The 19,669-nt window shown below is 73.0% G+C and carries 21 protein-coding genes; 11 read left to right on the top strand and 10 right to left on the bottom strand.

Going from position 1 to position 19,669, the window contains the following annotated elements; translation table 11 throughout:
* The first annotated feature begins 29 nt into the window (after nucleotides 1-29).
* The 4 genes from cobA (at nucleotide 30) to ACRAKH_RS27540 (ending at nucleotide 3,132) form a co-directional block, all read left to right on the top strand.
* On the top strand, nucleotides 30-1,247 hold the full coding sequence (gene cobA / locus ACRAKH_RS27555; RefSeq protein WP_447009384.1) for a uroporphyrinogen-III C-methyltransferase: 1,218 nt from the start codon (nucleotides 30-32) through the stop codon (nucleotides 1,245-1,247).
* A 271-nt stretch (nucleotides 1,248-1,518) separates the two neighbouring features.
* The gene (locus ACRAKH_RS27550; protein ID WP_447009383.1) at nucleotides 1,519-1,653 is read left to right on the top strand and encodes a hypothetical protein; all 135 of its coding nucleotides are present in this window, start codon (nucleotides 1,519-1,521) and stop codon (nucleotides 1,651-1,653) included.
* A gap of 9 nt (nucleotides 1,654-1,662) precedes the next feature.
* On the top strand, nucleotides 1,663-1,839 hold the full coding sequence (locus ACRAKH_RS27545) for a hypothetical protein (protein WP_380725643.1): 177 nt from the start codon (nucleotides 1,663-1,665) through the stop codon (nucleotides 1,837-1,839).
* A 9-nt stretch (nucleotides 1,840-1,848) separates the two neighbouring features.
* Nucleotides 1,849-3,132: an ArsR/SmtB family transcription factor gene (locus ACRAKH_RS27540; RefSeq protein WP_380725653.1), complete on the top strand. Its 1,284-nt coding sequence runs from the start codon at nucleotides 1,849-1,851 to the stop codon at nucleotides 3,130-3,132.
* 427 nt (nucleotides 3,133-3,559) lie between these two features.
* Here ACRAKH_RS27540 and ACRAKH_RS27535 read toward each other — a convergent pair whose 3' ends face one another.
* From ACRAKH_RS27535 to ACRAKH_RS27520, 4 genes are all read right to left on the bottom strand, one after another.
* Nucleotides 3,560-5,038: a DEAD/DEAH box helicase gene (locus ACRAKH_RS27535; RefSeq protein WP_447009382.1), complete on the bottom strand. Its 1,479-nt coding sequence runs from the start codon at nucleotides 5,036-5,038 to the stop codon at nucleotides 3,560-3,562.
* 608 nt (nucleotides 5,039-5,646) lie between these two features.
* A complete protein-coding gene (locus tag ACRAKH_RS27530) occupies nucleotides 5,647-6,618 on the bottom strand; it encodes a serine protein kinase RIO (RefSeq protein WP_380725640.1) in 972 nt (323 codons plus the stop codon).
* Nucleotides 6,619-6,858: 240 nt separating this feature from the next.
* Complete coding sequence (locus tag ACRAKH_RS27525; RefSeq protein WP_380725638.1) at nucleotides 6,859-7,353, bottom strand: hypothetical protein; 495 nt, start codon at nucleotides 7,351-7,353, stop codon at nucleotides 6,859-6,861.
* 67 nt (nucleotides 7,354-7,420) lie between these two features.
* Nucleotides 7,421-8,371, bottom strand: a complete 951-nt coding sequence (locus ACRAKH_RS27520) for a helix-turn-helix domain-containing protein (RefSeq protein ID WP_380725636.1) — start codon at nucleotides 8,369-8,371, stop codon at nucleotides 7,421-7,423.
* An 86-nt stretch (nucleotides 8,372-8,457) separates the two neighbouring features.
* Between ACRAKH_RS27520 and ACRAKH_RS27515 the strand changes: the two genes are divergently transcribed.
* A complete protein-coding gene (locus ACRAKH_RS27515) occupies nucleotides 8,458-8,718 on the top strand; it encodes a hypothetical protein (RefSeq protein ID WP_380725634.1) in 261 nt (86 codons plus the stop codon).
* Between the two features lie 210 nt (nucleotides 8,719-8,928).
* Here ACRAKH_RS27515 and yaaA read toward each other — a convergent pair whose 3' ends face one another.
* Together yaaA and ACRAKH_RS27505 are read right to left on the bottom strand one after the other, a co-directional pair.
* Nucleotides 8,929-9,675: a peroxide stress protein YaaA gene (yaaA, locus tag ACRAKH_RS27510; RefSeq protein WP_380725632.1), complete on the bottom strand. Its 747-nt coding sequence runs from the start codon at nucleotides 9,673-9,675 to the stop codon at nucleotides 8,929-8,931.
* A gap of 350 nt (nucleotides 9,676-10,025) precedes the next feature.
* Complete coding sequence (locus ACRAKH_RS27505; protein WP_380725630.1) at nucleotides 10,026-10,379, bottom strand: VOC family protein; 354 nt, start codon at nucleotides 10,377-10,379, stop codon at nucleotides 10,026-10,028.
* Between the two features lie 310 nt (nucleotides 10,380-10,689).
* Here ACRAKH_RS27505 and ACRAKH_RS27500 point away from each other — a divergent pair, with 310 nt between their 5' ends.
* The 3 genes from ACRAKH_RS27500 to ACRAKH_RS27490 all read left to right on the top strand — a co-directional run bounded on the left by ACRAKH_RS27500 (nucleotide 10,690) and on the right by ACRAKH_RS27490 (nucleotide 14,472).
* Complete coding sequence (locus tag ACRAKH_RS27500; protein WP_380725628.1) at nucleotides 10,690-12,435, top strand: proline--tRNA ligase; 1,746 nt, start codon at nucleotides 10,690-10,692, stop codon at nucleotides 12,433-12,435.
* Nucleotides 12,436-12,541: 106 nt separating this feature from the next.
* On the top strand, nucleotides 12,542-13,288 hold the full coding sequence (locus tag ACRAKH_RS27495; RefSeq protein ID WP_380725626.1) for a hypothetical protein: 747 nt from the start codon (nucleotides 12,542-12,544) through the stop codon (nucleotides 13,286-13,288).
* Nucleotides 13,285-14,472, top strand: coding sequence for a hypothetical protein (locus ACRAKH_RS27490; RefSeq protein ID WP_380725623.1), 1,188 nt, complete (start codon nucleotides 13,285-13,287; stop codon nucleotides 14,470-14,472). The genes ACRAKH_RS27495 and ACRAKH_RS27490 overlap by 4 nt, the downstream gene beginning before the upstream one ends.
* Before the next feature lie 27 nt (nucleotides 14,473-14,499).
* Here the strand turns inward: ACRAKH_RS27490 and ACRAKH_RS27485 are convergent, their stop codons facing one another.
* From ACRAKH_RS27485 to ACRAKH_RS27475, 3 genes are read right to left on the bottom strand one after another with little or no spacing between them, the layout of a single operon-like run.
* Entirely contained in the window at nucleotides 14,500-15,186 is a 687-nt protein-coding gene (locus tag ACRAKH_RS27485) for an HAD family hydrolase (RefSeq protein ID WP_380725621.1), read from the bottom strand.
* Nucleotides 15,183-15,890 carry a hypothetical protein gene (locus ACRAKH_RS27480; RefSeq protein ID WP_380725619.1) on the bottom strand — a complete coding sequence of 236 codons (708 nt, stop codon included), beginning with the start codon at nucleotides 15,888-15,890 and terminating at the stop codon, nucleotides 15,183-15,185. The genes ACRAKH_RS27485 and ACRAKH_RS27480 overlap by 4 nt, the downstream gene beginning before the upstream one ends.
* Nucleotides 15,887-16,861, bottom strand: a complete 975-nt coding sequence (locus ACRAKH_RS27475) for a hypothetical protein (RefSeq protein ID WP_380725617.1) — start codon at nucleotides 16,859-16,861, stop codon at nucleotides 15,887-15,889. The genes ACRAKH_RS27480 and ACRAKH_RS27475 overlap by 4 nt, the downstream gene beginning before the upstream one ends.
* A gap of 126 nt (nucleotides 16,862-16,987) precedes the next feature.
* Between ACRAKH_RS27475 and ACRAKH_RS27470 the strand changes: the two genes are divergently transcribed.
* A complete protein-coding gene (locus ACRAKH_RS27470) occupies nucleotides 16,988-18,019 on the top strand; it encodes an ABC transporter permease (protein WP_447009381.1) in 1,032 nt (343 codons plus the stop codon).
* On the opposite strand, the gene ACRAKH_RS27465 is transcribed toward ACRAKH_RS27470, so the two are convergent.
* Nucleotides 17,915-18,322 (bottom strand): YjbQ family protein, encoded by a 408-nt coding sequence (locus ACRAKH_RS27465; protein ID WP_380729953.1) that lies wholly within the window; start codon nucleotides 18,320-18,322, stop codon nucleotides 17,915-17,917. The genes ACRAKH_RS27470 and ACRAKH_RS27465 overlap by 105 nt on opposite strands.
* 60 nt (nucleotides 18,323-18,382) lie before the next feature.
* Between ACRAKH_RS27465 and ACRAKH_RS27460 the strand changes: the two genes are divergently transcribed.
* Both ACRAKH_RS27460 and ACRAKH_RS27455 read left to right on the top strand, forming a co-directional pair.
* A complete protein-coding gene (locus ACRAKH_RS27460; protein ID WP_380729955.1) occupies nucleotides 18,383-19,159 on the top strand; it encodes an SDR family NAD(P)-dependent oxidoreductase in 777 nt (258 codons plus the stop codon).
* 26 nt (nucleotides 19,160-19,185) lie between these two features.
* Nucleotides 19,186-19,665 (top strand): DUF4442 domain-containing protein, encoded by a 480-nt coding sequence (locus tag ACRAKH_RS27455; protein WP_380729957.1) that lies wholly within the window; start codon nucleotides 19,186-19,188, stop codon nucleotides 19,663-19,665.
* The last annotated feature ends 4 nt before the right edge of the window (nucleotides 19,666-19,669 follow it).

The following is a 19,669-nucleotide window of genomic DNA, read 5'->3' as shown; positions in this document are numbered from 1 at the left end:
GGGCATGTCTGATGTGGATGCTTCTACCCATGCACGGTGAACAGCACTACCTCGTGGGCCTGGACCTGACCGGGCGACGCGTCGTCGTCGTGGGCGGCGGCACGGTCGCCCAGCGCAGGCTGCCCAGGCTCGTCGCGGCGGGCGCCCGGGTCGAGGTGATCTCGCCGGAGGTGACGCCCGCCGTCCAAGGGATGGTCGAGGGCGGCGAGGCCACGTGGCACGCCCGCGAGTACGCCGACGGCGACCTCGACGGCGCCTGGTACGTGCTGGCCTGCACCTCCTCGCCCGAGGTCAACGCCCGCGTCACGGCCGACGCCGAAGAGCGCCGCGTGTTCTGCGTGCGCGCCGACGTGGCCGTGAAGGGCACGGCGGTGACGCCGGCGGTCGGCGAGCACGACGGCCTGCTCCTCGGCGTCCTCGCGGGCGGGCAGCACCGCCGGTCCGCGGGCGTCCGCGACGAGCTGCTGTCCGCGCTGCGCGACGGCTCCCTCGCCGACCACCACGACCAGCCCGCGGGCGTCGCGCTCGTCGGCGGCGGCCCCGGCGACCCCGACCTGATCACCGTGCGCGGCCGCCGCCTCCTGGCCCGCGCCGACGTCGTCGTCACCGACCGGCTCGGACCGCGCGAGCTGCTGGACGAGCTGCCGCCGCACGTCGAGGTCGTCGACGCGGCGAAGATCCCCTACGGCCGGGCCGCCAGCCAGGACTTCATCAACCGCACCCTGGTCGAGCACGCCAAGGCCGGCCGGTTCGTGGTGCGCCTCAAGGGCGGCGACCCGTACGTGTTCGGCCGCGGCTTCGAAGAGCTGATCGCGTGCGCCGAGGCGGGCGTGCCGGTCACCGTCGTGCCGGGCGTGACCAGCGCCTTCGGCGTGCCCGCGCTGGCCGACGTGCCGGTGACGCACCGGGGCGTCGCGCACGAGGTGGTCGTCGTGTCCGGCCACGTCGCACCGGACGACCCGAGGTCCCTGGTCGACTGGTCGGCGCTGGCGAAGCTGCGCGGCACCGTCGTGATCCTCATGGGCGTGGAACGGGCCGCGGCGTTCGCGGACGCCCTCAAGGAGGGCCGGCCCGGTGACACCCCGGTGTCCGTGATCCAGGAGGGCAGCACCCGCACCGAGAAGGTCCTCCGGTCCACTTTGGACACCCTGGCCGCGGACATCGCCGCGCACGGCGTCCGCCCGCCCGCGATCATCGTCGCGGGACCGGTGGCCGGACTGGCCGCGGAACTGCCGCCCCGCCCCTGACCGCCCACGCCGCCCCGGCGGCCACGCACCCCCCGCCAGCCCGGCCAAGGCGAGCAGGGTCGTGCCGCCGGGGTGGACCACCGACTCGCCCCGCAACGCCTGCCACGTCACCAGCACCAGCAACCCCAGGTAGCCCGCCGCCGCCACGACGACCAGCCGCGTGCGGCCCCGCTCGGCCAACCCCAGCGCCGCCAACCCCAGCACCAGCAGGATCATCACCTGCAGGCCGTGCATCCCGACGAAGTGCGGCACCCGCAGGTCCCCGCCCGTCGTGCTCCACCCCGTCACCGGCATCCCCGGCCCGCCGTCGGGCACGCCGACACCGTGCCCGGCCGCCAGCTCCACCGACCGGCCGCCCGCGTCGACCGCCGTCACCCGCTTCCCCGGCTGCGACACCATCAGGTAGCCGGTGAACATGCCCAAGACCGCCAGGTACAGCCCCGTCCGCACGGCCCACCGCACGTCAGGCCGCCCGAAGCGCTGGAACGACAGCACGAGCGCCAGCACCACGTTCGCCAGGAACATCACCGGGATCGCCAGCGCGAACGTCGCCTGCACGAACCGGTTCAACGGCTCGTCCGACGTGGTGTAGTGCGTGAACATGCCCCGCCCGGCCTGCACCGCGATCAGCCCCACCTCCACGAACATGATCACCGCGATGGTCGTGGCGAGCCCCGACATCCACCGCTTCCCCTTGTGCGGCACGGAGAGCATCCACGACAGCGTCGCCGAGTACACCGCCAGCGACACCGCGAACTTCAACGGCTTCGACCACACCGACGCGCCCTGCAGCACCCGCCCGTCGAGCACCAGCGCCACCGCGCAGGCCACCGCGCCCAACGCCATCGCCACGGCCAACCACAGCGTCGGCCGGTGCCACGTCCTCGTCATGGCACCACCCTCGCCCGGACCGCGCCGCCGATCACTGGGGCGGGCACGACAACCCGCGGTGGGGCAGGCCACCCCGTCCCGGTGGGACAATGGCCGTCGAGGACGCCCGGAACACCGGGCCGCGCGGAACGGGGACGGCGTGGCGGTGTGGGTTCGGCTCGCCGGGGTGGGACTGGCCAAGGTCAGGTTCGCCTACTCCGCCGTGTTCGAGACCGTCATGGCCGTCGACGGGCTCCGCACACCCGGCGCGCACGCCGTGCACCTGCCGTGGGTGCGGTGGGCGCGGGATCGCGTCGCCGACATCCCCGGCCTCGACACGCTGCTGGACCGCCTGGAGGGCCCGGCGAAACCGGCCGACCTGATGCCCGTGCCGGACGTCCGCATGCCCGACCTGGACGCCGAGCTGCGGCACGTCCGGCAACCGGAGGCCGACGTCATCCGCCGCTGCCACGACCGGCTCATCGCACCGCACTGGAAGCGCATCACCGCCGTCCTCGAAGCCGACATCGCGGCCCGCGCCGCGACGTTGGCCGACAAGGGCGTCGAGGCGGTGTTCCACGACCTGCACCCCGAGGTGACGTGGGCGGACGGCGAACTCGTCCTGCACCGCAAACCGGAGCACCGCGTGGACCTCGCCGAGCACGGACTCGTGCTGTGCCCCAGCGTGTTCTGCTGGCCGAAGGCGTGGATCGCGCTGGACCCGGTCAGCCAGGGCGTCCTGCGCTACCCGGCGCGCGGCATCGGGACGCTGTGGGAGGAACGCGAGACGCCGCGCGAGCTGGCCGCCCTGATCGGCCGCACCCGCGCCCACCTGCTCATCCTGCTGGAAGCCCCGAAGAGCACGACCGACCTGGCGGCCCTGCTCGGCGTCACGGCGGGCGCGGTGTCGCAGCACATCGGCGTCCTGCGCGCCGCCCGCCTCGTCACCACGCGCCGCGAAGGCCGCCACGTCCTCCACATGCGCACCGCGCGCGCCGACGCGCTCATGAGCTGAGGTGATCGCTCCGGCGACCTCGCCTATGACCTCCGCCTATGATTTCCGCCGTCGATCTCGGGCGACGACCTCCGCTCAGGACTCCACCCATGACTCCGCCGACGAGTTCAGCCGACGATCTCGGGCGATGAGTAGCCGGTGAGGAGTTCACTGACGAGTTGACTGACGAGTCGGTGAGGTGCGGTTCGTGCGGACACCGTGGAGCGGTCCGTCGCGAGGCGAGGGAGCCGTGGCCGAGGCAGGGGCCGAGGCAGGGGCCGTGGCAGGGGGAGCCGTGGCCCGCTGGGAACAACCCCGAGAACGGCAAAGCAGGAGTCCCCGCCAAGGGGACCCCTGCTTTTATCTTGCCAGAAGGGTCTGACAATTCCGGGCCGTGAAGCCCGGCCGCCGGCACCGCGAACCGGTGCCGGCGGGCCAGACCCGCGAACTAGTGCTGCGCCACCCGACGCGGTCGGCCGGTGCCGGCGCCGCGGTCACGGTCCCGGTCGGGACGACCGCCGCGGAAACCGCCGCCACCCGCGCCACCGCTGCGCCGAGGACCGCCGCCACCGCCACCGCCGCGACGCGCGCGGACCGGGATCTCGGGCTCCACGATCGGGATGCCGCTGGGCACCCGGGCGCCGGTGATGCGAACCAGCTCCTCGTCACCGGGACGGACCTTCGCCGACGCCGGACGGATGCCCGCCCGCGCCGTCAGGCCCTGCACGGCACGCCGCTGGTCGTGCGTGACCAGCGTGACGACCGTGCCGGACTGCCCGGCGCGCGCGGTGCGACCGGCGCGGTGCAGGTAGTCCTTCGGGTCGGCCGGCGGGTCGACGTGCACGACGAGGCTCACGTCGTCCACGTGGATGCCGCGCGCCGCCACGTCCGTGGCGACGAGCACCGGCATGGTGCCCTCGCGGAACTGGCCGAGCACCCGCGTACGCGCGCTCTGCGCCTTGCCGCCGTGCAACGCGCCCGCGTGCACGCCCATCGACCGCAGCTTCTTCGCCAGGCGGTCCACGTGGTGCTTGGTGCGGACGAACATGATCGTGCGGCCTTCACGCGCCGCGACCTCGGTGACCACGTTCTGCTTGTCCTCGGCGGACACGAACAGCAGGTGGTGCTCCATCGTGGTCACGCTGCCCGTGGGCGGCGACACCGAGTGGACCACCGGGTCGTGCAGGTACTGGCGGACCAGCTTGTCCACGTCGCCGTCCAGCGTCGCGGAGAACAGCAGCCGCTGCCCGTCCTGCGGGGTCAGGTCGAGGATGGCCCGGACCTGCGGCATGAAGCCCATGTCCGCCATCTGGTCGGCCTCGTCCAACGCCGTGAACATGACCTCGGACAGGTCGGCCGTGCCCTGCCGGACGTGGTCCGACAACCGGCCGGGGGTCGCGATCAGCAGGTCGACACCGCGGCGCAGCGCGTCGATCTGACGCGGGAACGACGTGCCGCCGACGACCGTGCGGCACCACAGGCCCAGCGACCGGGCGAACGGGTTGAGGGCTTCCTCGACCTGCATCGCCAGCTCACGCGTGGGTACCAGCACGAGCGCGCGCGGCTTCAACGGCTTGGCCCGGCCACCGGCCAGGCGGGACAGCAACGCCAGGCCGAAGGCCAGCGTCTTGCCGGAACCGGTCTGCCCGCGGCCCAGCAGGTCGCGGCCCGCCATGGCGTCCGGCAGCGTCGCCGCCTGGATCGGGAACGGCTCGGTGATGCCTGCCTGCTCGAGCGCGCGCAGCAGCTCGTCGGCCAGGCCCAGCTCGGCGAACGAGGGCAGCGGGCCCTCGGGCATCGTGCTCTCGACGTGGTCGGGGATGCTCGTCGTCAGCTCCACGCTGGGCGCGGGACGACGGTTGCCCTGGCCAGGGCGCCTGCTGCGGGTCTTGCGGAACTGCGGGCGCTCGGAACGGCCTTGGGACATTGTGGGCAAAACAAACCTCCGGGACACGGCACGTCTCGAGGATTGCTCTGCTCAGCAGGCGCGATCGCGGGGACGGGCCCGGCGCGCGGATCGCGCCGATAGTGGTTGGGAAGCACCACCGGCCACTCTGGCGGCCTGGGGCGCTCTGTGGCGCCACCGGGCGGTGCACCACTCAGTCTAGCTGATCACGCGGCGTAGTTCGGCACCGCGGCGGTGTTCTCGCGCACACGCGTGGTGGAAAGGGCGATCACGTGTGCCGCCCCGACCCCCACAGGGAACCACAAAAGTCCACGTGGCGGGGCGTTCACGCCGCACCGTCCCGCCCGAGTTGACGAAGTGCCCACCAGGTGAACAGGTCCACGGCGATCGGCGTGGCGACCACACCGGTGCGTCACCGCGGAACACCGACGCCGCACGGCCCGCACGGCGTTGAACGGCGGCGGCCGCGGCGAGTCCCGGGCCGATGTCGACCCGGGACCCGTCCGCGACCCCGCTGTCCGGATCTCCCGGCTACCGCCGGCCTGAGGCGACCGGCGACCCTCGCTCGTTCGAGGCCTTCCTCGACCTCGTCCGGCCGGAGTCCGTCCGGCCCGCGCTCGGCGACACCGTTACCGCAACCCGGCCAGCTCCAGCAGCGTCTCCGTGAGGTCCCGCGGCTCCGCCAACTCCGGCGGCAGACCGCGCGACGTGAACCAGCCGGCGATGTTGCGGACGTCCCGCTCCAGGAACTCCGGCCCCCGCGGGTTCGCCACCAGGTCCACCACCTGCGGCAGGTCGATCACGACCAGCCGGCCGTCGTGCACCATCAGGTTGAACGCGGACAGGTCGCCGTGCGCCATGCCCGCCGACGCCATCACGCTCAACGCGTCCACGAGCTGCCGCCACAACCCCAGCAGCTCCTCCGGCTCCGGCCGCACCTGCGCCAACCTCGGCGCCGCCGCACCGTCCGTGCCGATGAACTCCAGCAGCAGCTCGGTGCCCTCGCGCTGCACCGGGTACGGCACCGGGGCGCCCAACTGCCACAGCGTCGACAACGCGGCGAACTCCGCCACCGCCCACCGCTCCGCGATGAGGTTGCGGCCGAACGCGCTGCGGTTCGCCATCGCGCGCATCTCCCGCGACCGCCGCATGCGACGGCCCTCGAGGTAGCCCGCGTCCCGGTGGAACAGCCGGTGGTCGTTGCTCCGGTACCGCTTCGCCGCCATCAGGCACGACCGGTCCGTGCCCGGCATCGCGCGCTCCAGCAGGTGGACGTCCGCCTCCTTGCCGGTCTTCACGACGCCCAGCTCGCGGTCCACCGCGGACAGGTCCGTGACCAGCCACGACGGGTGCGGCTTCGGCCCCTGGTCGGCGTCGCCCCAGGTGGACCACCGGTCACCGTCGGGCGGGACGTCCGCGGCCGCCGCGTCCTCCCGCATCTGGGCGAGGCGGTCCTTGGCGTCCTCGGTCAGCCGCCCGCGACGTGACGGTTCCACCTCGTCGCGGCGTGACTGGATCTTCGCCTTCTTGACCCGCCAGCGCAGGTCGTCGGCATGGTCGAAATCGGATTCGAGATCCGTGTAGTGATCGTGCTCGCGCACTGGATGAGCTCCAGGTGAAGGGGAGTGATCGCCCCACCCGGCGCGGTGTCGTCCTTCGCGTCAGGCGAGCGGGGCGAGCGGACGGGTCGGTGCCACGTCCCGGACGGCAATCACCATCTGGCACCTCCTCGACTCCGCCGTGGTCTGCCACCACCGGCGCTCTGCGCGTACCCGACCAGGCTGCCCGACCCCACGTCCCGCGGGCAACCGATTTATCCGCCCCTCAGGCTCCGCCGGGTGTCAGGTCTCCAGCCGATAGCTCGACCGGTTGCCCAACCACGCCGCGGCCAGCTCGCCCATCACCAGCGAGTCGTGCCGCAACACCCGCTCGTCGTGCCACTGCGACGCCTGCGCCGCCGCGGCCAGCATGCGCCGCCGCGCCGTGGCGCTGAAGTCCACCAACGCGTCCAGCGCCTCCTCCACCTCGTCCGCGGCGAGCGGCCGCGGCGGGTCGTCCGGCAGGGCGAGCGCGGTGTCGGCGAACGTCGCCGACGTCCCCAGGTCACGGGCCAGCTGGTGCTCCACCGACTCGGCGTTCACCTGCCGCTGCCGCCACGCCTCGTCCACCGCCGCCAGGCGCAGCCCCAGCACGCGGGCGAGGCACAGCCCGGACCACACCCGTTTCAACGCCTCCGGCGCGTCGAGCGCGTCGGTCTCGAGGTCTTCGGTGATCCCCCGGAGCAGAGCCGGGGTGACCTTGTCGGCGGGCGGGTCGCCGAGTGTGTCGGGGCTCACCCGGTCATTCTGTCACTATCGTCACGACAGGTGACAACTCGCTGGCGTTCCGTCACGCGTTCGGCGGTTATCGGTGCGAGAATGACCGTCGGTAATCCTTCGGTGGCAAACCCACCACCGACGTGAAGTGGTGCCGCAGCAAGGCCGCCGTCCCGAACCCGCAGCGGTGCGCCACGTCCTCCACGGTCAGCTGCGTCTCCTCCAGCAGCTGCCGGGCCCGCAGCACCCGCTGGTTCGTGAGCCAGCGGTGCGGCGTCGTGCCCGTCTCGGCGGCGAAGCGGCGGGCGAACGTCCGCTCCGACATCTTCGCCCGCTCCGCCAGGGTCGCCACCGTGTGGTCCTCGTCCAGCCGGTCCAGCAGCCACGCCAGCACCGGTTGCAGGCTGTCGCCCTGGTGCGGCGGCGTCGGCAGCTCCACGAACTGGCGCTGACCGCCGTCCCGCTGCGGGGCCACGACCATGCGACGCGCGATCGCCGCCGTCGTCGCCGCGCCGAGCTCCCGCCGGACCACGTGGAGGCACGCGTCGATGCCCGCCGCCGTGCCCGCGCTGGTCACGATGTCGCCGTCGTCCACGAACAGGACGTCCGGGTCGATCTTCGCGTCGGGGAAGCGCTCGGCGAGGTCGCCGACGTGCCGCCAGTGCGTGGTGCAGCGGCGGTCGTCCAGGAGACCGGCCGCGCCCAGGATGAACGCGCCGCTGCAGACGGAGATCAGCGTGCCGCCGCGGCGGTTGACGGCGCGCAGGGCGTCGAGGACCGCGGGTGGGTAGGTGTCGCGGATCGTGGCGGCGGGGACGGCCACCAGGTCCGCGTCCTCGAGGGCGTCCAGCGCGTAGTCGGGGACTATGGACGCCCCGACGCTCGTGCGGACGGGCGCGCCGGGGTGTTCGCCGCAGACGCGGAAGTCGAACGCCGGGACGCCGTCCTCGGTGCGGTCGACGCCGAAGACCTCGCAGACCACGCCGAACTCGAACGGCGCGAGGCCGTCGACGACGACGGCGGCAACGGTGCGGAGCATGCCGCTACCGTACTTGGCAGGATTTTGATGCACAACGGCACAACTGCCAATTGTGGCGGTATCTTGTGCCTCGCATAGTTAGCGCCATGACCGCAATCGTCTTCACCCTCGCCCTGATCGCCCTCGTCGCCTACGGCTTGGAACGCAACCACCGCCGACAACGCCCCCTCACCTCCAGCCTGGCCGGCAGCACCACCGCGGAAGACCGAGACCTCTCCCGCCTCCAGTCGGACCTCCGTGCCGCCGCCACCCACACCGCAACCCCCACCCCCTCGAACCGCCGCCCCACCCCCAGCCCCCACGCCGCCCGACCGGTCACGCCCACCACCCCCGCCCGCTGCGCCTAACCCCCGCCGCCCTCGCCGCGGCCCCCACCACCGGGCACACGCCGACCCCTGGGCGCGCACCACCGGGCAAACCCACACGCTCCGGCTCCTCCTGGACACCGGTTGCACCGACCTGCACCGGTTCCACCGGCTGCACCAACCGGCGCCGGTTGCACCGGAGCCACCGACCGGAGTCGCCGACCGGGCATCAGCTCCGCACTCAGCTCGGCATCAGCTCGACAGGACGATCAAGTCAGCGGCCGCGGGCCCGGTAGCGTCGATCCGCAATCCGGCCTTGGCCGCGACCTTGATCAATCCCTTGAGATCCGCCGGCTCGGCCCGCGACGTGACCAGCGCCCGCGCCAGCCGCCCCTTGTGCGCCTTGTTGAAGTGGCTGACCGCGTTGCGACGCCCCTTCGCGTCCTCGGTGACGACCCGAACCACCGCCGCTCCGGGAATCCGCGCGAGCGACGTGTACGGACTGGACCGAAGATCCACCACGAACCCGTCCGCACCCGCCAACACCGGCTCCAACACCGGCCGCCACACCGCACCCAACGGCCCGACGGCAGGCAACACGCTCCCGCCGGACAACCGGTACGCGGGAATCGGGTCCCCACCGCGGACAACCCCGAACAACGCCGACACCACCGCCAGCCGAGCGAACGCCCGGGCCTTCTCCACCTTCGTGAAGTCCCCCAGCCCGAGCGCGTCGTAAAGCACCCCCGTGTACCGCGCGAGGGCGGGCAACGTGGGGGAGCGGCGGAGTTCGGCGTTGCGCTCGACCTCACCGGCCTGTCGCTCGGACAACCCGAGCGCGGCCAGGCTGACCGGAACATCACCGGCGAGGTCGACCAACGCGTCGACCAACTTCCCCCGAACCGGGTTCAGCTCCGGGTACGAGAGCAGGTCGAGGTCGAGCGGCGCGCCGGACCCACCAAGGGCCTTGGTCTCCGACGGGGGCAGCAGTACCAACACGACGGGCAACCCTATGCGCTTCCACCCCCCGCGCACGCGCCAGCGCCGCCGCGCACCCCACTGCATGCGCACCGCCCGCCGCGCACCGCCCGCTGTACGCGCACCCACCCCCGTGACGCGCGCCTCCGGGCTACCCCATCCCCGCCGCCCGCGGCCCGTCGAGCCATCCCGTCGATCCTGGTGACCGTCAGCTCCACCGACCTGTCGCAGGCCGTGGTGTGCCCGCCACGCCGTGTCGCCTCCTTCTTTCCCGGCAACGCTTTCGAGCCCTGAAATGTTGCCCGGTGTCGCGCTGTTCCTACGTTGGAGTGATCTTCGGAGGGGGAACGACGCGGCGGTGACGGGCGTGGTCAGCCGGGTTGGCCCACGCAGAACTGGTTGCCGTCCGGGTCGGCCAGGACGGTCCACGTGAGACCCGGCACGGTGTGCTCCGCGACCTCGGTCGCCCCCAGCGCCACGAGCCTCGCGACCTCGGCCACGCGGTCCTCGACGTGGGCGTCGAAGTGGACCCGGTTCTTCCCGGGGGTGGGCGCCTCGACCTTCTGCAGGCCGACCTGGAGGGTGGTGCCGGCGGCCGGCGCGAGCATCAGGAACTCGCCGCCCCAGTCGTGCTGGATGGACGTGCCCAGCGCCTTGGTCCAGAAGTCCGCCAAGCGGTGCGGGTCGATGGTGTCGAAGGTGATCATCCCGATGGTGAACGTCATGCGCGGAAGGTAGACCCGACCACCGACAATTTCGGCCGAGTGGGGCTCTGAACAGCACGAACGGCGTCTGGGGCGACAACGGCGCGATGTGGTGCTGCGGCGGAAGCGATCAGGGGTAGGCCTGCGAGAGCCCTCAGAGGTCGGCGGACGGGGAAGAGGCGGTGAGAGGGCCGGGAGAAGGCGGTAGGCGGATGAGCGGGGAAGGGGGCGGAGAAGGAGTCGGGAGAGGTGGAGGAGTAACCCGTTGGAACTGATCAGAGCCGGTTCACTACCCTTTCCCGGACAAGCCGCGCCACGAGGAGCACCCACCGTGATCACGAGGATGTCGTCGCTGTTCCTGCGCACGTTGCGCGAGGATCCGGCCGACGCCGAAGTACCCAGCCACAAGCTGCTGGTCCGCGCCGGTTACGTGCGCCGCGTCGCGCCGGGCGGTTACTCGTGGCTGCCGCTGGGTCTGCGGGTGCTGCGCAACATCGAGCGGGTCGTGCGCGAGGAGATGGACGCCTTCGGCGCGCAGGAGATCCAGTTCCCCGCGCTGCTGCCGAAGGAGCCCTACGAGGCGACGAACCGGTGGACCGAGTACGGCCCCAACATCTTCCGCCTCAAGGACCGCAAGGGCGCCGACTACCTGCTGGGCCCGACGCACGAGGAGCTGTTCGCGCTCACCGTGAAGGGCGAGTACTCGTCGTACAAGGACTACCCGGTCACGCTCTACCAGATCCAGACGAAGTACCGGGACGAGGCGCGCCCGCGCGCGGGCATCCTGCGCGGCCGCGAGTTCGTCATGAAGGACTCCTACTCCTTCGACCTGACCGACGAGGGCCTCAGCCACTCCTACCGGCAGCACCGCGACGCCTACATCCGCATCTTCGACCGGCTCGGCATGGAGTACGTGATCGTCTCCGCCACGTCGGGCGCGATGGGCGGCTCGGCGTCGGAGGAGTTCCTGGCGGTCGCGCCGAACGGCGAGGACACGTTCGTCCGCAGCACGGAGTCGGACTACGCGGCGAACGTCGAGGCGGTCACCACGCCCGCGCCGCCCGAGCAGGACCCGGCGACGAAGCCCGAGGCGCAGGTCCACCACACGCCGAACACGCCGACGATCGACTCGCTGGTCGACTTCCTCAACCAGAACACCGACCGGACGTTCACCGCCGCGGACACCCTGAAGAACGTCCTGGTGAAGACGAAGAAGCCGGGCGAGAAGGAGTGGACGCTCCTGGCCGTCGGCCTGCCCGGCGACCGCGAGGTCGACCTGAAGCGCCTGGAGGCGGCGCTGGAGCCGGCCGAGGTCGCGATGCTGGAGGAGGCGGACTTCGCCCGCAACCCCTTCCTGGTCAAGGGTTACATCGGCCCGGCGGCGCTGCAGGCCAACGGCGTGCGGTACCTGACCGACCCGCGCGTGGTGAGCGGCACGGCGTGGGTGACCGGCGCGGACAAGGCCGACCACCACGTGGTGGACCTGGTCGTCGGCCGCGACTTCACCCCGGACGGCACGATCGACGTGGCCGAGGTGCGCGAGGGCGACCCGTCGCCGGACGGCAGGGGCGTGCTGGTGGCCGCGCGCGGCATCGAGATCGGGCACATCTTCCAGCTGGGCCGCAAGTACGCGGACGCGTTCTCGCTGGACGCGCTGGGCCCGGACAGCAAGCCCATCCGGATCACGATGGGCTCGTACGGCATCGGCGTGTCCCGCCTGGTGGCGGCGATCGCCGAGCAGAGCCACGACGACCGCGGCCTGATCTGGCCCCGCAACGTGGCTCCCGCCGACGTGCACGTGGTCGTCGCGGGCAAGGACGAGACGCTGCTCGCGGGCGGGGAGAAGCTGGCCGGCGAGCTGTCGGCGGCGGGCCTGAAGGTGCTGCTGGACGACCGCAAGGCGAGCCCGGGCGTGAAGTTCGCCGACGCCGAGCTGATCGGCGTGCCGACGATCCTGGTGGTGGGCCGCGGCCTGGCCAACGGGGTGGTCGAGGTCAAGGACCGCCGCACGGGCGAGCGGGAAGAGGTGCCGGTGGACGGCGCCGTGCGGCACCTGCTGGACGTCGTCCGCGGCTGAGTCTCACCCGGTCGGGGGTGGTCGGAACCGCAGAACTGCGTACCGCCCCCCACCGGGCGCTCGGGATCATCCGGGCATCGACGAGCCCCGACCTACCAGCAACGCGGTGCACGGCCACGTGGACGCGGTCGTGCAGTCCGGCACGGTCCGGGAACTGCGGATCGGCGGCCACGACGACCGGCGCGGCGTGATCGCGCTGTTCGTCGTCGTGGTGCTGCTCGTGGTCGCCGGTGTCGTCGTGGTATGGCGGGTGACCCGCGCGGAGGAGCCGCCCGCGACGCCCCTGGCCGTCGCCACCGACCAGCGGCTCCGGCTGGACTGCCCGGAGAGCGGCTGGGTCGTCCCGGACCGGGGTGACGAGCCGATCCCGCACGGTGGTGGCCGGCCGCCCGCGGACGCGGTGCTGGGCAGCGGCGGCGAGGTCGTCGTGACGATGCAGGGGCTGACCGGCGCGTCCGTGGTGGTCCAGTCGGCGCGGGTGGAGGTGGTGCGCGTCGCGGACCCGCTGCCGGGGATCTTCCTGCCGGCGGTCTGCGAGGCCGGGGTCGAGCCGAGGTTCTTCCGGCTCGACCTGGAGGCGGCGTCGCCGACGCTCGTGCCGTTGTCCGTGGACGGCACGCCGGTGGTGGACTTCCCCTACCGGGTCAACGACTTCGAGCCCGAGCAGCTCGTCATCACGCCGATCGCGCGGCGGGACGTCGAGTGGCGGCTGCACCTGAAGTGGACGTCCGGCGCGGCCAAGGGCGAGCTGGTGGTGGACGACGGCGGCAAGCCGTTGCGCACCACGGGAGCCGGCGCCGCCCGGAGGTTCCGGTTCGACACGGACACGAGCCACTGGCGGCCGGAGTCGTGAGGCCGGCCCTGCTGCTGCTCGTGGTGTTCCTGGCCGCGTGCACGCCCGCGCCGAAGGCCGTTCCGGTGTCGTTCGACCCGCCGCGCTGGTCTGCCCACGACCGGTCGGAGCTGCCCGCGCGGCTGGCCACGGCGTACGTGGCCGCGGCGGTCGGGTGGGTCGGAGGTCTGCTCGTCGCGGCCGACTTCCCGGAGCCGGTCCTGTTCGCGTCGCCGGACGGCGACCGGTGGACCGAGCAGGCGCCGGCGGGGTTCGAGCGGTACCTGCGGGGCCAACCGATGGCCACGCACGGTTCGACCGCGTACGTCCTCGGCGGCGGGCCGGGCGAGATCGCGGTGTGGCGCACCGGGGACGGGACGACGTGGGACCGGACGGTGCTGCCGGACCGCGACCCGGACCCGGTGCGCGACCCCGACGGCGACACCGCCCCGGACAGCGAGGGCGAGCAACCGTTCGCGGCGATCGCCGCCGGTCCGCACGGCGTGCTGGTCGTCGTGCCGGACGGGTTCGAGCTGGAGTTCGAGCGCGCCCCGGGCGACTTCTCCGGCTTCGACGTGTGGCACTCCGCAGACGGCCGGTCGTTCCGCCACACGGGCAGCGTCCCGCTCGACCGGGAGTCCGCCATCCTGCAGCCCGCGGTGACGGCCACGGCGGACGGCTTCCTCCTGCACGACACCGACGACCCGTTCCGGGACGACACGCCGCTGTTCCGGTCGGCGGACGGAGTCGACTGGGAGCCCGTCGGGGACGGCCTGCCGCTCGGGTCGCGCCTCACCGCCGGCCGCATCGGCGACCTGACGTTCGTGCTGGGCCGCGAGACCGACGACGCCCTGTACGCGCGGTACCGGCGCGACGGCGACGACACCTGGCACGCCGGCCACACCGACCTGGGACGGCTGCCGGACGCCGGCGTCGTCGCCAGGGACCAGCAGTGGATCACCTCCGTGCGCCAGTGGGGCGGCGGGTTCCTCGCCGTCGGCCGCACGGAGCACGGCGCCGGCGGCCTGGTGTGGACCTCGCCGGACGGCATCCGCTGGACCCGGATGCCGGTGCGGGACAACGGGTTCGAGGGCATCTACGAGATGAGGGCCGTCGCGTCGAGCCGGGGCAGGACGTACCTGTTCGGCACCGCGGGCTTCCCGCCCGACCAGCAGCTCTTCGTGTGGCGGGCAGAGGGGTCTTGAGCGGAGGGTCCCCAGGACGGACGGTTCCTAGGGTTCGCCGAGCACCGCGTCCAGCACCGCGGCGGTGTCGGACAGGTCGGTCAGCACGACGTGCGCGCCGGCTTCGCGGAGTTCCGCGGCGGTGCTGCGGCCGGTCGCCACCCCGACTGCCACGGCGCCGTGGTGCAGGGCGGCGTCCACGTCGTGGGGCGTGTCGCCGATGACGACGGACCGGAACTCGCGGGTGTGCTTGGCCGACGCCAGCCGCACCGCCTCCAGCACCAGCGCGGGCCGGTGCGCGGACACCGAGCCGTAGCCGCCGATCTCGAAGTCGACGTGCTCGTCCAGCCCGAACGCGGCGAGCTTGAACCGGGCGATCTCGACCAGGTTCCCGGTGACGAGCGACTGGACCACGTCCTCGCGTGCCGCCAACGCCGCGAGCGCCGCCGACGCGCCCGGCAGCGCACGGCCCCGTGACGGCAGCAAGTCGCGTTCCCGCGTGGCCACGTCGATCAGCTCGGCGTGCAGCCGCGTCACGAGCTCCTCGGTGGGCTCCAGGTCGTGCGCCGCGAGCAGTTCCAGCGTGATGGCCCGTTCGGTGCGGCCGGGGAAGCTGGGCGTGTGCACGAGGTCGAGGCCCGCGGCGGCGCGCAGGGCGGTGCGGTACCACTCGTGGCCGAGGCCGCGCGCGTCGATCAGCGTCAGGTCGATGTCCCACAGCACCAGCGTGTTCACGGCAGCCGCACGCTCCCCAGGATGCGCGTCACGTCGTCGTCGGACGGTCCTTCGGCCACGTGCGGGCCGCCCTGGGCGACGTTCAGGACGAACAGGGACACCTTGGGGCCGTTGCGCAGCGCCACGGCGCTGATCGTGGCCTTGGGCGCGTAGCAGGCGTTGGCGGACTTCGGCGTCACCTCGACGCTGAGCCGCACGGCCTCGTCGTCGGCGGACTCGACGCGGGGCTCGCCGATCTCGGGCGGCGCGCCGTCGACGGTGTACCCGCCGGCGGCCATCCGGTTCACGACCTCGGTGGCGACCTGCTCCAGGTCGTCGTCGACGACGGACCCGGACACCGCCTGCGCCTGGATCATGCGGCGGCCCTGGCACTCGAACGGTCGGGACACGTGCGACGACGAGAACCGGACCCGGCCGGACGCGCCGCCGCCGGTGTCCTCCCACGACGGCGGCAGCTCGTAGGCGAGGCCCGACTGGGTGTCGTCCACGGGCTGCCAGTCGGGCTCGGGCGGCGTGGTGGACGTGGGGGTCGACGCGGACGAGCCGGGCGCGGCCGAGCCGCCGCCGGAGTTCAGCAGCACGGCGGCGGCCACGCCGGCCCCGACGACGAGCACGCCGACCACGGCGAGCGCGATCCACAGCGGCGCGCGGCTCGGCGGCTTCGGCGGTGGCTGCTGGTAGACGCCCAGCCCGGAGTAGCTCACCGGCGCAGCGGCTTCACGGAGTCGACCATGGCCTGGAGGTCGGCCTCGGTCGGCGGCTTCGGCGTGGCCGGTCCGCCTTCGAGGTCGCCGTTGGCCATGAACACGTGGAAGCCGGTGTCGCCCTTGAGGACCAGGACCTTCACCATGCCCTTGGTGGCCAGGCACTCCGCGCCGGACGTGGTGATGGAGGCGTCGACCTGCACGCCCTCGATGTCGCCCGCCGTGCCGGGGATCTTCACCGGCTTCGGCTCGCCGAGCTTGACCTCGAACTGGGGCGCGGAGTCGTAGTACTGGGTGCCGAGCTTCGTGGCGAAGTCCTTGGCGACCGCGGTCAGGTCGGTCTGCGGCACGACGACGCCGCCCGCGCCGCCGCGGGTGTACTCGTCGCCGCCGCAGTCGTAGGCGCCGGTGAGGGTGAGGCCGGTGAGCCGCACGTCGTCCATGCCCTCGACCGTCGGGCCGGCGGACGACGGCGACCAGCCCTTGGGCACGTCGTAGCTGTACGAGAGGGCGGGGACGGCCAGGCAGTTCCACCCCGGCTTGGCGGCCTCGCACGTCGGGGGCGCCTGGGTCGACGTGGTCGTCTTGGTGGTCGTGGAGGACTTCGTCGCCGTGGTGGTCGTGGCGGTGGAGGTGTTCGCGATCGTCGTCGTCTTGTCCGGCCGGGTCAGCGCGTACGCGGTCACACCGCCCGCGACGAGCACCAGCACGGCCGCGCCGAACGCGAGCCACAGCTTCTTCCGGTCCTTGCGCGGCGGCGGTCCCTCACCGCCGGAGAACACGCCGAGCCCGCCGTAGGAGCCGCCGTAGCCCTGCTGGGGGTAGCCCGGCGCGCCCTGCTGGGGGATGCCCTGTTGCGGGGTGCCCTGCGGCGTGTAGCCCGGTTGCCCGTAGCCGTGGTCCTGCGGGCCCCAGTCGCCCTGGCCGGGCTGGCCGCCCCAGCCGGACTGCCCGTCACCTGGGTAAGTCACCGGCAAACCGTACCCCGCCGGTTCGGTGGACCGGACGTCTCCCGTTAATTCAGCACGCGTTGACTTCGTCACCCGATCGGTCGTAGCCTCGAATTCAACATGCGATGAGGAAATCGGGGGGACATCATGGCCGCACTACCCGATCGGCCGCCCGCGGCAGTCGCCGCGGCCACCGCCGTCGTCGGCGCGCTGATCGCGCTCGTGCTCGGCCTGCTGACGTTCGGCGTCCAGGCCACGTCCCACCCGGACCACGTGCCGCTCGCCGTCGCCGTCGGGGCCGACGCGCCACCGCCGCTGCGCGGGGTCGCCGACAAGCTCGCGGGGTCGGACGCGGCCGAGGTCGACTGGCGCGTCACGACCCCGGCGGAAGGCCGTGACCTGCTGTCCCGCCAGGAGGTCTACGGCGTGCTGGAGCTCGCGCCCGAGGCCGCCACCGTCGTGCTGTCCGGCGCGGTGAACCCGTCCGGCACGCAGGTCGCCCAGCAGGTGCTCGGCGGCGTCGCGCAGGGGTCCGGGCTGCCCGTTCGGGTCGTCACGCTCGACCCGGTGTCGGCCGCCGGCCGCACCGCGCCGCTGGCCGCCGGCGCGCTGTTGTGGATCGCGGGCCTGGCCGCCGCCGCGGCGTTCACCGCGCTGGCACGGCGTCCGAACCTGGTCGGCCGGCTCGTCGTCGCGGCCGCCGCCACCGTGCTCGGCGTCGGCGTCGTGGCGGGCCTGTTCGCGCTGTGGGACTCCGCGCTGCCGCTCGGCTGGGACGTCCTCGGCTACCTCGCCCTGGTCGGCGGGTCGTTCGTCCTGGTCCAGCTCGCGCTGCTGCGGCTGCTCGGCCTCCGCGCGATGGCCGTGCTCGGACCCCTGTACCTGGTGGCGCCCGCCGTCGCCGGCCAGGTCCCGGAGCTGCTCGACCCCGCCTACCGGACCCTGCTGTGGTCGTGGACGCCGTTCCGGTTCTCCGCCGACGGGCTGCGCGCCCTGGTGGCCGGCACGTCGCCCGACGCCGCCCAGGTGTGGGTGTTCGCGGCGCTCGCCGTCGTCGGGCTCGCCGTGCTGCTGCTACCCGGCCAGGAACGAGAGCCGGACCTTGCGGACGGGGTTGTCGACGTTGGTGTCGACCAGGCAGACGGACTGCCAGGTGCCCAGCGCCAGCACACCGCCTAGCACCGGGATCGTCGCGTAGGGCGGCACCAGCGCGGGGAGCACGTGGTCGCGGCCGTGGCCGGGCGTCCCGTGGCGGTGCCGCCAGCGGCCGTCGGCGGGCAGCAGCTCCCGCAGCGCGGTCAGCAGGTCGTCGTCGCTGCCCGCGCCGGTCTCCAGGATCGCCAGGCCAGCCGTGGCGTGCGGCACCCAGACGTGCAGCAGCCCGTCGCCGTCCACGTCGGCCAGGAAGTCCTCGCACGCCCGCGTCAGGTCGTGCACGACCTCGCGCGAACCGGTGCGGATCTCGATCTCTTCACTGCGCACCCCCGGCATTCTGCCGGTAAATGGCGTGCGGGCGCGCGGCGCGCGCGGCACGATCCGGCTGTGATCCACACCGCGATCGTCACCGGCGCGAACCAGGGCATCGGGGCCGCGACCGCCAAGGCCCTCGCCGCGCGCGGCGTCAACGTCCTCATCACGTACCTGCGCTTCACGCCGCCGGCGGACGACAGCCTGCCGGAGGCCTACTTCACCGCCCGCGAGTCCGGCGCGGAGGCCGTCGTCACCGCCATCGCCGAGGCGGGGGGCCAGGCGCACGCCGTCGAGGCCGACCTCGCCGACCCGCAGGCGCCCGCCGCGCTGTTCGACACCGCCGAGGAGGTCTTCGGCCCGGTGGACATCCTGGTCAACAACGCCTCCAGCTGGGTGCAGGACACCTTCCTGCCCGACGAGGCCGACGGGTTCGGCCGGGTGCTGCGGCCCGTCTCGGCGGAGACGTTCGACGCCCAGTTCGCGGTGGACGCCCGCGCCGGCGCGCTGCTGATCGCCGAGTTCGCCCGGCGGCACGTCGCGCGCGGCGGGACGTGGGGCCGCATCGTCGGCCTGACGTCCGGCGGCCCGCTCGGCTTCCCGACCGAGGTGTCCTACGGCGCGGCGAAGGCGGCGCTGGACAACTACGCCATGTCCGCGGCGGGCGAGCTGTGGCCGCACGGCGTCACGTCGAACGTGGTCAAGCCCGGCGTCACCGACACCGGCTGGGTCAACGACGCGGTGCGCGCCGCGCACGACGTGTCGCGGCCCGAGGACGTGGCCGCGGTGGTGGCGTTCCTGTGCTCGGACGAGGCGGCCAAGGTGACCCGGAACGTGATCACCCTCCACTGACATTACCCGCTGGTAACATGCGGGACGTGAAAGCTTCCCGGCTGCGCCGCGGCATGAACCTGTGGCCACCGTTCCTGTTCGCGGGCATCCGCGTGCTCGAACTGTCCGACGACTACCGCCACGTCCGCGTCCGGCTCCGGATGCACTGGTGGAACCGCAACTACGTCGGCACCCACTTCGGCGGCTCGCTGTTCGCGATGACCGACCCGTTCTGGATGCTGCTCGTGCTGCACCACCTCGGCCGCGAGCACCTCGTGTGGGACCGCGCCGGCGAGATCGACTTCGTCAAGCCCGGCCGCGGCGACGTGTTCGCCGAGTTCCGGCTCACCGACGAGCAGCTGGACGAGGTCCGCACCCGGACCGCGGACGGCGGCAAGGCGCTCGTGTGGTTCTCCACCGACGTGGTGGACGAGCACGGCGACGTCGTGGCGCGCACCCGCAAGCAGGTCTACGCCCGCCGCAAGAACCGCAATTCGGTGGACGGCGAGGCGGCCAAGGCCATGTGATGGC

It is taken from the genome of Saccharothrix hoggarensis (assembly GCF_052936025.1).
This window is presented reverse-complemented; position numbering and strand designations above follow the sequence as displayed.